The following is a 12810-nucleotide window of genomic DNA, read 5'->3' as shown; positions in this document are numbered from 1 at the left end:
GCAGGGGTAATTTGTTACTTTTGATTTCATGTTTGTAATCCTTAAAAAAGCGGGTTATACGGTTTACCGCATTTGGTTCTATATTTTGGTAACTGTGCCGATTCTCGTTTTTTTTCCGCTGTTATTGGTAACTACATTTTCGGAAAAATGGTATCCTCAATTTTTTTGGCTGGCCAGAAACTTGTGGGCGAGACCAATTTTATACGGTATGGGCTGCCCGCCTCGGGTCGTATGGGAAGAGCGTTTGGCAAAGGGCAAAAGTTATATGCTGGTGGCCAATCATACCAGTATGCTTGATATCATGCTGATGCTTCATATTAGCAAAAACCCTTTTGTATTTGTTGGTAAGAAAGAATTAGTGAAAATACCCATTTTCGGTTTCTTTTATAAAAGGGTTTGTATCATGGTCGACCGCTCAGACACAAAGAGTAGAACCGGGGTTTACCGCCGGGCCCAGAAAAGACTCAATCAAGGCCTTAGCATATGCATCTTTCCAGAGGGTGGTGTTCCGGACGATGAATCGGTCGTTCTAGATGAATTTAAAGACGGGGCTTTTAAAATGGCCATAGCGCACAAGATACCTGTAGTGCCAATGTCGTTTCTTGACAATAAGAAGAGATTCTCTTTTTCATTTTTCAGTGGTCGCCCGGGGCCTATTCGAGCGAAGGTACATTCATTTTTTTCAACCTGTCATTTAAAGGAAGAAGATAAGTCGACACTGCGTGATGCCGTACGACTGATTATTCTTAGAGATTTAGAGAATCAATAATTTAGGCCTTAAGAATTGATTTTTTCAACTGTAGCTAACAGGTTCTATAGAGATTATCGATACCAGAATAATTTAAATCAAAACTATAGGGGTTACAAGCCATGTCGATTTTTGGTACTTTTAAAGGAACCTTAAAACGATAAACATCATGGATAGTAATTCAAGTTCTCACGGAGAAGCGTGGGACGTAAACGAGTCGAACGCTGGCCAGTGTCCTTTTTTGAACGGAAGCCTCAATCAAGTAGCTGGCGGCGGTACAACGAACAAAGATTGGTGGCCCAATCAACTCAATTTGAACATTCTAAGGCAACACTCTTCTTTATCGGATCCGATGGATAAAGATTTTAACTATGCCGAAGAATTTAAAAAATTAGACTTACAGGCAGTCAAACAAGACTTATATGATTTAATGACCGATAGTAAAGAATGGTGGCCTGCCGATTATGGGCATTATGGCCCGTTTTTTATTAGAATGGCCTGGCACAGTGCTGGCACCTATCGTATTGCCGATGGTAGAGGCGGCGGAGGTTCGGGATCTCAACGTTTTGCTCCTTTAAATAGCTGGCCCGATAATGCCAATTTAGACAAAGCTAGATTGTTGCTATGGCCTATAAAAAAGAAATACGGTAAGAAATTGTCATGGGCCGATCTTTTGATTTTGGCAGGCAACTGTGCCCATGAATCGATGGGTTTAAAAATGTTCGGTTTTGGTGGAGGCCGTGAAGATATTTGGCAGCCAGAAGAAGATATTTACTGGGGTTCTGAAGGCGAATGGTTGGGTAATAAAGAACGCTATGCAAATGACAACCAATTAGAAAACCCTCTTGGTGCCGCTCACATGGGATTAATCTATGTGAACCCTGAAGGGCATAATGCTAATCCTGACCCTGTTGAAGCGGCCCACTATATTCGTGAGACCTTTGGTCGTATGGCAATGAACGATTATGAAACGGTCGCTTTGATTGCCGGAGGCCACACCTTTGGTAAAACCCACGGCGCAGCCAGCCCTGATGATTATGTAGAGGCCGAACCGGCCGGTGCAGGAATTTTGGAGCAAAGTATGGGATGGAAAAACAACTTCGAAAGCGGTAAAGGTGAACATACGATTACCAGCGGTCTTGAAGGAGCTTGGACTAATACGCCTACCCAATGGAGCCATAAGTATTTTGAGAATCTTTTCGGCTATGAATGGGAGTTAACGAAAAGTCCGGCAGGTGCATGGCAGTTTAAACCGAAAGACGGTGCGGGTGCAGATACAGTGCCTGATGCGCACAATCCGGATAAAAAGCATGCTCCTTTTATGTTGGTAACCGATATGTCTTTGCGTATGGATCCTACATATGAAAAGATTTCAAGGCACTTTTTAGAGAATCCTGAAGAGTTTCAAGATGCCTATGCCCGTGCTTGGTTCAAACTTACACATAGAGACATGGGCCCAGTTGATCGTTACCTGGGTCCTGAAGTACCTAATGAAGAGTTGATTTGGCAAGACCCCGTACCTGCAGTTGACCATGATTTAGTTGACGAGGGTGATATTGAAGCGTTAAAGTCAAATATTTTGGCCTCGGGCCTTTCGGTTTCCGAATTGGTTTCAGCTGCTTGGGCTTCAGCCTCGACATTTAGAGGTTCCGATAAAAGAGGAGGTGCCAATGGTGCTCGCGTTAGGCTAGCTCCGCAAAATGGTTGGGAAGTAAATAATCCCGAGCAATTGGCCAAGGTATTGGATACTTTAGGCAGAATTCAAAAGGAATTTAATGATGGTCAATCAGGAAACAAAAAGGTTTCATTGGCCGATTTAATTGTACTTGGTGGATCGGCTGCCATTGAAAAAGCCGCTGAAAAGGCAGGTAAAAATGTAAAAATACCCTTCTCACCGGGCAGAACCGATGCTTCCGAAGAACAAACCGATGCAGAAGCATTTGATGCATTGCAGCCAAGAGGAGACGGTTTTAGAAATTATGTTAGGGATAAATACAATGTTTCCGCTGAAGAATTATTGGTAGACAAGGCACAACTAATGACCTTGACTGCGCCCGAAATGACTGTATTGTTAGGAGGTATGCGGGTTTTAGGAACCAATTATAATGGTTCGAACCATGGTGTATTAACCGATAAGCCGGGAGAATTGACCAATGATTTCTTTGCGAATTTATTGGATTTGGATATCGTATGGAGCTCTGCTTCAGAAAATGAAACCGTATTCGAGGCTAAAAAACGCGGTTCCGATGAAGTAGTTTGGACAGGAACAAGGGTAGACCTTATTTTTGGATCTAACACAGAACTAAGAGCGATTGCCGAGGTTTATGCCTCTGAAGACGCCCATGATAAGTTTGTGAGCGACTTTGTTGCTGCATGGACGAAGGTGATGAATTTAGATCGGTATGATTTGGTATAGCCGTAAAGAGTGATTTCTTATGGTGTAAAAAAGGGGTGGCACTGCAAAGTGCCGCCCCTTTAATTTTATCGCTCTAAATAATTAGTCGTTAAAACTTAAAGTTAAGACCGCTATAAATACCTACACTATAAGGCCTAAAATCACCGGAAACTTCTGAAAAAGTGTTCAATTGATATTTAAACATGGGTTCAATATTCATTTGAATCATGGGAGTGAACTTATAGTTGACACCAAAACCGATATTGGTGCTAAAGTTAAGGTCATTAATGTTATTTGCTTCCCCGACTTCGGTAATCAATGATCCCGAAGTGAGCGTCACCGAATTATCCAATAAGAACAACGAACTGATGCCACCTACGATGTTGAGGCCAAACTTTCGGTCTATAACGGCATAATCGACCTCTAAAGGAACCTCAATATAGCCCAGTTGCTGACCCATAGCACCTGTACGTGCATTTTCGTCAACCCCTCCCACTTCAAGGGCCAATTCGTTTAATGGTGATGATAAGCTTGAGAAAGTTGCAGTTTCACTATCAACAATAAGGTTTTTGGCCGTAGGGGTATAGTTAATGTTCTTGATTTTTTCGGATGAAGACACATCTAATGTTGAGGTAAAAGCAACATCATCGGTCTCATAACCATAATTGACCTTATGAACACCGGAACGCACTTTAAATTTTTTGTTGACTTGATAGGCAACTGAAAGGCCATAACTCAAACTGGTGTTTCCTGATTTCGTGTTTTGGTTGAATGCTGAATGAATCGGTGACCCCTGACCTACTGCATCAAAATAAACCGGAGCAATGTTCGGGCCTAAAGACCAACGACCTTCGTAAGAATCGGCGACTACTTCCTCTTCTTCATTTTGTTCATCGATGGCATCATAAATAGAAATTTTATTGTCGTTCTCATCCTTGGTTTTGTTTTCCTCCGTTTGAGTTTGTGCCAAGGCAGAGTTTTGACCATCACCTGTATTTATGTCATCACTGAAATCTGAGCGGGTTTTGGTAGGGTCAACCTCTTCCTTTTGCTGGTTACCTGCCAAAGCAGTGTTAGAAAAATTTGGTTGATTTCTATCTTCGCTCGTTAGAGAGTCATTGCCATCGATACGCTCGGTCACCTCGTTGTTACGGGTGATTTGTGAATCAGTTTTGTCGTTTCGTGTAGCTAAACCTTGGTTTAAACTTTTTGTGGCGTCTTGTCCCTTTTTAGTTTGAAACGCTTCTTTTGAATTGGTAATCTCAGTATCATTTTGATGACCACTTTCGTTGCCGCTGCTCTCTACAAGCCCGTTTTCTTGACCACCAATTTGCTTTTTATTTAATTGATCGGAGGCACTATTGTCTGACCGGGTAATGCTATTATCCGTGTCTTTTTCAAAAGAATTGTTATTCTCTGTTTCGTTTTCTAATCGACGTAAACCTTCAGAGTCTTCACTATTTGTAACACTTGGTATATTATCTTCAAAACCGTTAGATGATGGACCAAATACCAATAGTGCCAATGCTAAAACAGCGGCAGCCCCGCCTACCTTCCACCAAAGTGGAATGACTCGCTTTTTTTGTCTCTTGTTCAAAGAAGCTTCAATAGCCTGCCAGACTCGTTGGTCTGGAACCTCTTCAAAGTCCTTGAACTTCTCTTGAAAGAGCTTATCCAGGTTGTTTTTACTCATTTTAAATGTCTTTGGTATCTTATTTTGCTTTTGATGTTTTTCATCATACCCATAGTTCTATAAAAAAGAACAAGAGTACTCCGATGATGGCCTTGTTTTGTGTTGTTTCAATCCTTTCTTTTAGAATTTGCCTTGCCCTTGCCAAATTTGATTTTGACGTTCCAGGTGACGTACCTAATAATTCTCCAATTTCTTTATGCGTATGGCCATCGAGCACATAAAGGTTGAAGGTCATTCGGTACTTGTTCGGCAAATCTTGAATATAAGATAGCAATGTGCTCAGACCAATATCGGCATAACCGCTATCTACCTCAGTTTCCTCTTCGGTATTTTCGGAAACCACCGTCATATATTCCTCCTTACGGTATTTTTGTAATACTGTATTAATGGTCACTCTTTTCAGCCAACCCTCAAAAGAACCTTTTGATTTGAATTGACCTATTTTGTCATATATGACCATAAAACTATCGTGCAGATTGTCTTCTGCTTCCGACTTGTTGCGGGAGTACTTCAGACAAATGCCGAACAGGGTCTTCGAATAGGTTTTATACAACTGTTCTTGTGCCTGTCTATTACCCTTTTTACAGTTTTTTATGAGTTCTTCTAGACTCAAAATTTTGGTTAGATTTATGTTTGGGAATGCTAATAACTATTTGACGGGTACTTGTACTTCTATAAATTCGGCATCACCGTTTTCATTGTTCCCAGAATAAAATTTAAAAATATAAGGTTCGGTATAAATTACTTCAAATTGAAATGAATCACTAATTTCTTCCGCCACTTCGGCACATTCATCTTTTTCCAAAACAATACCAATGTGCGATACGGTTCTGATATTGGTAGAATCGGTAGCTGAGCGTCTGACATCAAACCTATCTGCCAAGGTACAATTGTCGGGCCTCAAAAGGTCGACATTAATGGTATAAACCCTTCCGAATTCAAAAGTATCAGGTACTTGTGCATTCACTATCTGTAAGGGGGTGTAGTGAAAATTGGCACCATCGTCATCTAAACTACATGATTCAAAACCAAGTACGATAGCTACCGAAGATACTAGATAAAACAATCGTTTCATAATTACATCAATTTTTTACATAAGATGAAAAAAAGGCGTAAGGGTTGCGTTTATCTATCGGCAATGGTTATAAAATAAACACCCTCGAACAGGGCGTTCGAGGGTGTAAATAACAAATATCTTTTACGGTAATCTATTCTGACAATACTTTTATGGCATCGCGAATTTTACCATCAAGTTCTTCGAAAAGTTCAGGGTTGTCCAATAATAGAGATTTAACCGCATCGCGACCTTGCCCCAACTTGGTGTCACCATAGCTGAACCATGAACCGCTCTTTTTGACAATTTCGTATTGTACGCCCAAATCGATAATCTCGCCAACCTTTGAAATTCCTTCACCATACATGATGTCGAACTCTGTGGTTCTAAATGGAGGCGCTACTTTGTTTTTAACGACTTTTACACGGGTCTTGTTACCCTGTACGTCACCATCGGTATTTTTTATCTGCGTAGACCTTCTGATATCAAGTCTTACCGATGCATAAAATTTAAGGGCATTACCTCCGGTAGTTGTTTCCGGGTTTCCGAACATGACCCCGATTTTTTCACGAAGTTGGTTGATAAATATAACGGTACAATGAGTTTTGCTAATAGAACCGGTTAGCTTACGAAGAGCTTGGGACATCAATCGGGCATGAAGACCCACTTTTGAATCACCCATCTCACCTTCAATCTCGCTTTTCGGTGTCAAAGCTGCAACAGAGTCAATAACGACAATATCGATGGCACCCGAACGAATTAGGTTATCTGCAATTTCTAAGGCCTGTTCACCATTGTCGGGCTGTGAGATAATCAGGTTATCGATGTCTACCCCCAACTTTTGGGCATAAAAACGGTCGAAGGCATGCTCGGCATCAATAAATGCGGCAATACCACCTTGTTTTTGAGCTTCGGCCATTGCATGTAACGTCAGGGTTGTTTTACCTGAAGATTCTGGCCCATAAATTTCAATGATACGCCCACGAGGATAGCCTCCAACACCTAAGGCGATGTCAAGACCCAACGACCCTGAAGGTATGACCTCAACATCTTCAACTACGCTGTCGCCCATTTTCATGACCGCACCTTTACCGTAGGTCTTGTCCAGTTTATCAAGTGTTAATTTTAATGCCTTTAGTTTGGCGTCTTTCTCCGAGCTCATAATGATTAAAAATTAGGAATGCTAAATTACCATTTCTTTTGTACAATACCAGTTGCCTTTTGCAAATTGTAACAAGGTGTTATGAACAGTCTTTAGTTCTTAAATATGGCATGCTGTTACCTTTGGTCGAATTTTACGATTAACAAAAAATGAAAAATTTAATCTCGCACGCAACCCTTTTTAAATAATCGCATCTAACGTACAAAGCACTATTCCGATTTATCGGGAACTAACTCAAACATTATTCTCTGCTGAGGTGGAGAGCTATAACGGCCATTCCTTTTAGTGTTTTCGAAAGAATGCTATGAAGAAGATCAATCGGAAGGGCCACTGAAGAGCCTTGATTTATTGTCGAGGCTCTTTTTTATTGCCCTGAACGCCGATTTTCTTTAATTTTGCCCTCCAGAAATAAATCCTTTTAACTTAAAGCGTTGGTATAGCATGCAACTGTACAATACATTAAGTGCAAAGGAAAGAGCCGCCCTTATTGAAGAGGCCGGGCAAGAGCGCCTGACCATCTCTTTCTATCAATATGCACACATCGGTAATCCGAAAATTTTAAGAAACCATCTTTTCTTGGCTTGGAACGAGTTAGATGTTCTAGGTAGAATCTATGTGGCCTACGAAGGCATAAACGCCCAACTTTCAGTACCAGCTGAGAACTTTGTGGCGTTTAAAGAACATTTAGACAGCATTTCGTTTTTAGAAAATGTTCGGTTGAACATAGCCATTGAGCAAGACAACCTTTCGTTCTTAAAGTTGAAGGTGAAGGTGCGTAACAAGATTGTTGCCGATGGCCTTCACGACCATACTTTCGATGTTACGAACAAAGGTGTTCATGTGAGCGCCGAAGAATTCAATGCATTAATTGAAGACCCCGATACCGTGTTGGTAGACATGCGTAACCACTACGAAAGTGAAATCGGCCATTTTAAAAATGCCATCACCCCCGATGTCGATACGTTTCGTGATTCACTCGACATTATCGAAAATGACCTCAAAGAACATAAAGAGGATAAAAAACTGGTAATGTACTGTACGGGAGGTATTCGTTGTGAAAAAGCCAGTGCATACTATAAGCACAAAGGTTTTAAGAATGTTTACCAATTAGAAGGCGGTATTATTGACTATACCCGTCAAGTGCAGAATAAAAATCTTGAAAATAAATTTATTGGTAAGAACTTTGTTTTTGACCATCGCCGAAGTGAGCGCATTTCTGATGATGTCATTGCCCAGTGCCACCAGTGCGGTCAACCTTGCGATACGCATGTGAACTGTGCCAACGAGGCATGCCATTTACTATTTATTCAATGTGATGAATGCGCCGCTAAGATGAAAAATTGCTGTTCGGATCATTGTAAGAACATCAATGCTTTGCCTTTTGAAGAGCAAAAAAAGCTTAGAAAAGGTAAAGGGGCTAGCAACAAAATTTTCAAGAAGGGCCGCTCCGAGGTTTTAAAGTTTAAGCGTTAACGCTATATCAGTAGCTTTACATCGCATTAAAATTTCATTACCTTTACGATTAAGATTAATATGAACCCCATCCCCATTGAGCTTTAGGTTGAATGAGGGACCAAGATATAAAATATGGGCTGTAGCAGTTGTTCGACCGCTAAGGACGGACAACCTCGAGGATGCAAGAACAACGGAACTTGTGGTACCGATGGTTGTAATAAATTAACGGTCTTTGATTGGCTTTCCAATATGTCGCTTCCGAGCGGTGAAAAACCATTCGATTGTGTGGAAGTCCGTTTCAAGAACAGTAGAAAAGAATTTTTTAGAAATACCGAAAACCTTTCCCTTTCCATTGGTGATGTAGTGGCCACTCAGGCACAATCAGGGCATGATATAGGCATGGTAACCCTGGTCGGTGAGTTGGTCAAAGTGCAGATGAAGCGCAAAAAAGTTGATGCTCAAGATAAATCACTCGCCAAGGTCTATAGAAAAGCTACTCAGAACGACATTGATAAATGGCAAAAATGTCGTGACCGCGAAGAAGAAATAAAGAAAAGGGCGCGGGAAATCGCCATTATACTGAAGCTTCAAATGAAGATTTCAGATGTCGAGTTTCAAGGTGATGGGTCAAAAGCGACCTTTTACTATACGGCAGAAGAACGGGTAGATTTCAGACAACTTATTAAAGACATGGCCAAAGCCTTTGGCATTCGTATAGAAATGCGTCAAATAGGCTACAGGCAAGAAGCGCAGAGATTGGGAGGCATCGGTTCTTGCGGACGAGAATTGTGTTGCTCGACCTGGTTGACAGATTTTAGATCGGTTTCTACTTCTGCAGCACGTTACCAACAATTGTCGCTTAATCCACAGAAATTGGCAGGGCAATGTGGTAAGTTGAAATGTTGCCTGAATTATGAGTTGGACATGTATTTGGAAGCCTTAAAAGATTTTCCATCAACAGACACCAAACTCTTTACCGAAAAAGGATTGGCTTACTGCCAAAAGACCGATATTTTCAAAGAACTTCTATGGTTTTCTTATAAAGAAGACCCCTCTAACTGGCATGTTCTAACTAAAGAGCAGGTACACGAAATTCTTGAAAAGAATAAAAAGAAAGAAAAAGTTTCGAGCTTAGAGGAATATACCGCTGATAACTTCGTTAAAGAAGAGAAGGTTTTTGAGAACGTGGTGGGGCAAGATAGTCTTACTAGGTTCGATAGGCCTAAAAAATCTAGAAACCGTAAGCGTAACCGTAATCGCAAGAACAAATCAGGTAACGCCAAGGTGCAGACACAGCCTAATAACCAGAACAACCAAAATAAAGGCAACCAAACCAAAAACAAACGCAGAAACAATAAAAAAAGGCGACAGAAAAATGGTTAAATATTGGGGCCTCCCTTGCTTGATTGCCTTGCTCTTCTCGTGCAACGATAATTTGGTAAAATCAGAGTTTCAGGCGACTAAAAATGGCGCTTGGAATAAAGACAGTACATTTCAGTTTACCTTTTCTGAGATAGATACATTACAAAAGCACGATATGTTCATTAATGTGCGTAATGACGCCTCCTTTCCTTACAATAATTTATTTCTAATCGCTGAACTTGAATTTCCTAGCGGAGAAACGGTTAAAGATACTTTGGAGTATGAAATGGCTTTGCCAGACGGTACTTGGCTAGGCAAAGGTTATGGCAGCATTAAAGAAAATAAATTGTGGTACAAAGAGAACATCGTTTTTCCCGAATCGGGCGTATATAATCTAAGTTTATCGCATGCGATGAGAAAAAACGGCAGTGTCGATGGTGTTGTAAGCCTAAAGGGCATTACCGATGTTGGTTTTGAAATAGAAAAAAGTAATCCATAAGATATGGCCAAGGTTACAAAAAAGAAGAAGCCCAATACTACAGGGTTTTTTAAATATGTTAAATGGTTTTGGATCCTGTTTGCTTCCGGGGTACTATGTGTAGCCTTGATTTTCTTGTTGGCATCATGGGGCCTTTTGGGTATCGATATGCCCGAGTATGAGTATCTCGAAAACCCTCAGACGAATTTGGCTACCGAAATCATTTCTTCCGATGGCAAGACCTTAGGTAAATTTTATCTAGATGATAACCGTACTCCGGTACCATATGACAGCTTGCCCAGTAATTTGGTCAATGCCCTTATCGCAACCGAAGATGCCCGGTTTTATGACCATTCAGGCATTGATGCTTTTGGTTTTATGCGGGCACTTGCTTATTTAGGTAAAAAAGGAGGGGCGAGTACTATAACCCAGCAATTGGCAAGGCAGTTATTTGTAGGGGTGCGTTCTAAGAACAAAGTAGAGGCGATTCGCCAAAAAATAATGGAGTGGGTTCTCGCAACCCGATTGGAAAGGCAGTATACCAAAGAAGAAATTATTGCCATGTACCTTAACCAATATGATTTCTTGAACAATGCCGATGGCATTCGTTCGGCATCGAAGATTTACTTTGGTAAAGAACCTCAAGAGCTGAAGACCGAAGAATCAGCTGTTTTGGTGGGGATGCTTAAAAATTCATCCTATTTCAACCCGATTCGAAGAGAAGAATTGGTGACTAATAGAAGAAATACCGTTTTGGGCCAAATGGCAAAATATGGATATATCTCTGAAAAGGAGAAAGATTCTTTGCAGGCCTTAAAGATGGATATTAATTATAACCCTGAGTCTCATAAAGAAGGTTTGGCCACCTACTTTCGAATGTATTTACAGGGCTTTATGAACGATTGGATTCAAAAGAACCCAAAACCTGCAATCGATGGGGCTAGGGATAAATGGAGCCTTTGGTTAGATGGCCTTAAGATTTATACAACCATCGATTCGAGAATGCAGGCAAATGCCGAAGACGCTGTACGGCAACACATGGCCAAGTTACAGGCCGAGTTTTTTCATCAGAATACTCCTGACAGAAACCCTACAGCACCCTTTCTAGATTTAGACAAGACCGAAATCGACCGAATCATGGAGAGAGCGATGCGTACTTCTGATAGGTGGCGAATAATGAAAGATGAGGGAAAATCAGAAAAACAGATAAGAGAGTCCTTTACCAAAAAAACGGAAATGACGGTTTTTGACTGGAATAGCGACGGCCGAGAACGGGATACCATTATGACTCCTTTGGACTCTATTAGATATTATAAGACTTTTTTGAGAGCAGCTATGATGTCTATGGAGCCTCAAACGGGCCACGTAAAGGCTTGGGTAGGGGGTATAGATTATAGGCATTTTCAGTATGATAATGTGTATCAAGGTTCTAGGCAAGCAGGCTCTACATTTAAACCATTTGTATATGCAGCTGCCATTGATCAGCTGAGGTTGTCTCCCTGTGATGAATATCCGGATATATTGTATTGTATCGAGGCCAACAAACATGGAAATTTAGAGCCTTGGTGTCCTAAAAATGCAGATGGCAAGTATTCCGGTAAAGATTTTACGCTTAAGGCGGCCTTGGCCAATTCGGTTAATACGGTAACGGCCCAATTAATTGATAGGGTAGGCCCACGTTCGGTTGTGTCTATCGTCAAGAACTTAGGATTGGACAAAGAAATTCTCGAAGTACCGGCAATTGCCTTGGGTACTCCTGAATTCAACGTTTACGAAATGGTGGGGGCCTATGGCACATTCGCCAATCAAGGGGTTTATGTAAAGCCTGTAATGGTTACCCGCATTGAGGATAAAAACGGAACCGTATTATTTGAATACGTGCCAGAAACCAAAGATGTGCTTAGTAAAGATGTGGCCTACACAATGGTGAATTTAATGGAAGGGGTGACCCAAGGTGGTTCAGGTACTAGGTTACGCCATAGCTATAAAAAGAACGCCACCGAGTACAAAGAAATTATCACAGGATACCCTTATGGCTTTACCAATCCCATAGCCGGTAAGACAGGAACCACCCAGAACCAAAGTGATGGTTGGTTTATGGGTATGGTGCCGAATTTAGTGACCGGTGTTTGGGTCGGCGGTGAAGAAAGGTCGGTTCATTTTAAAAGTATCACATATGGCCAAGGTGCCGCTATGGCGCTACCCATTTGGGGGATGTATATGAAGAAAAATTACGATAATAAAGATTTAGGTATCTCCGATGGCGAATTCGAGAAACCTGAAAACCTATCGATTCGGGTCGATTGTTCAGAACCCGCTGAAGAACAACAAGACGATTTAGAAATTGAAGAAGATTTAGAAGACCTCGACTTTTAAAACAATCTTTTTAACACACATAAATACCCTTGCCTTTTAACGAAAGGCCAAGGGTTTTTTTATTGATAAAGTTGTAAATTGAACAAT

10 protein-coding genes are annotated in these 12810 nt (G+C 41.1%); 6 read left to right on the top strand and 4 right to left on the bottom strand.

Annotation, left to right across the window (positions count from 1 at the left end; translation table 11 throughout):
- The first annotated feature begins 28 nt into the window (after positions 1–28).
- Positions 29–769, top strand: a complete 741-nt coding sequence (locus tag IL356_RS03490) for a lysophospholipid acyltransferase family protein (RefSeq protein ID WP_121847185.1) — start codon at positions 29–31, stop codon at positions 767–769.
- Positions 770–917: 148 nt separating this feature from the next.
- On the top strand, positions 918–3164 hold the full coding sequence (katG, locus tag IL356_RS03485) for a catalase/peroxidase HPI (RefSeq protein ID WP_121847186.1): 2247 nt from the start codon (positions 918–920) through the stop codon (positions 3162–3164).
- A gap of 88 nt (positions 3165–3252) precedes the next feature.
- Here the strand turns inward: katG and IL356_RS03480 are convergent, their stop codons facing one another.
- The 4 genes from IL356_RS03480 to recA form a co-directional block, all read right to left on the bottom strand.
- Positions 3253–4836 (bottom strand): outer membrane beta-barrel protein, encoded by a 1584-nt coding sequence (locus tag IL356_RS03480; protein WP_121847187.1) that lies wholly within the window; start codon positions 4834–4836, stop codon positions 3253–3255.
- A gap of 43 nt (positions 4837–4879) precedes the next feature.
- Positions 4880–5449 carry an RNA polymerase sigma factor gene (locus IL356_RS03475; protein WP_121847188.1) on the bottom strand — a complete coding sequence of 190 codons (570 nt, stop codon included), beginning with the start codon at positions 5447–5449 and terminating at the stop codon, positions 4880–4882.
- Between the two features lie 36 nt (positions 5450–5485).
- The gene (locus IL356_RS03470) at positions 5486–5911 is read right to left on the bottom strand and encodes a hypothetical protein (RefSeq protein ID WP_121847189.1); all 426 of its coding nucleotides are present in this window, start codon (positions 5909–5911) and stop codon (positions 5486–5488) included.
- Between the two features lie 133 nt (positions 5912–6044).
- The gene (recA, locus tag IL356_RS03465) at positions 6045–7052 is read right to left on the bottom strand and encodes a recombinase RecA (RefSeq protein ID WP_121847190.1); all 1008 of its coding nucleotides are present in this window, start codon (positions 7050–7052) and stop codon (positions 6045–6047) included.
- Positions 7053–7493: 441 nt separating this feature from the next.
- Between recA and trhO the strand changes: the two genes are divergently transcribed.
- The 4 genes from trhO (at position 7494) to IL356_RS03445 (ending at position 12723) form a co-directional block, all read left to right on the top strand.
- Complete coding sequence (gene trhO, locus IL356_RS03460; RefSeq protein WP_121847191.1) at positions 7494–8525, top strand: oxygen-dependent tRNA uridine(34) hydroxylase TrhO; 1032 nt, start codon at positions 7494–7496, stop codon at positions 8523–8525.
- A gap of 114 nt (positions 8526–8639) precedes the next feature.
- Positions 8640–9890 carry a PSP1 domain-containing protein gene (locus IL356_RS03455; protein WP_121847192.1) on the top strand — a complete coding sequence of 417 codons (1251 nt, stop codon included), beginning with the start codon at positions 8640–8642 and terminating at the stop codon, positions 9888–9890.
- On the top strand, positions 9883–10368 hold the full coding sequence (locus IL356_RS03450; RefSeq protein ID WP_121847193.1) for a gliding motility lipoprotein GldH: 486 nt from the start codon (positions 9883–9885) through the stop codon (positions 10366–10368). The genes IL356_RS03455 and IL356_RS03450 overlap by 8 nt, the downstream gene beginning before the upstream one ends.
- Before the next feature lie 3 nt (positions 10369–10371).
- Positions 10372–12723, top strand: coding sequence for a penicillin-binding protein 1A (locus IL356_RS03445; RefSeq protein WP_121847194.1), 2352 nt, complete (start codon positions 10372–10374; stop codon positions 12721–12723).
- Positions 12724–12810: the final 87 nt, after the last annotated feature.

The organism is Euzebyella marina (assembly GCF_014855515.1).
GTDB classification, from domain to species: domain Bacteria; phylum Bacteroidota; class Bacteroidia; order Flavobacteriales; family Flavobacteriaceae; genus Euzebyella; species Euzebyella marina.
The sequence above is the reverse complement of the archived record's forward strand: the minus strand, read 5'-3'. Positions and strand labels throughout refer to the sequence as shown.

Bases quoted from the DNA above. Each gene is read 5' to 3' on its own strand.
- IL356_RS03455 (WP_121847192.1), top strand. From the start codon at position 8,640: ATGGGCTGTAGCAGTTGTTCGACCGCTAAGGACGGACAACCTCGAGGA.
- IL356_RS03470 (WP_121847189.1), bottom strand. From the start codon at position 5,911: ATGAAACGATTGTTTTATCTAGTATCTTCGGTAGCTATCGTACTTGGT.
- IL356_RS03490 (WP_121847185.1), top strand. From the start codon at position 29: ATGTTTGTAATCCTTAAAAAAGCGGGTTATACGGTTTACCGCATTTGG.
- IL356_RS03450 (WP_121847193.1), top strand. From the start codon at position 9,883: ATGGTTAAATATTGGGGCCTCCCTTGCTTGATTGCCTTGCTCTTCTCG.
- trhO (WP_121847191.1), top strand. From the start codon at position 7,494: ATGCAACTGTACAATACATTAAGTGCAAAGGAAAGAGCCGCCCTTATT.
- recA (WP_121847190.1), bottom strand. From the start codon at position 7,052: ATGAGCTCGGAGAAAGACGCCAAACTAAAGGCATTAAAATTAACACTT.
- IL356_RS03445 (WP_121847194.1), top strand. From the start codon at position 10,372: ATGGCCAAGGTTACAAAAAAGAAGAAGCCCAATACTACAGGGTTTTTT.
- IL356_RS03480 (WP_121847187.1), bottom strand. From the start codon at position 4,836: ATGAGTAAAAACAACCTGGATAAGCTCTTTCAAGAGAAGTTCAAGGAC.
- katG (WP_121847186.1), top strand. From the start codon at position 918: ATGGATAGTAATTCAAGTTCTCACGGAGAAGCGTGGGACGTAAACGAG.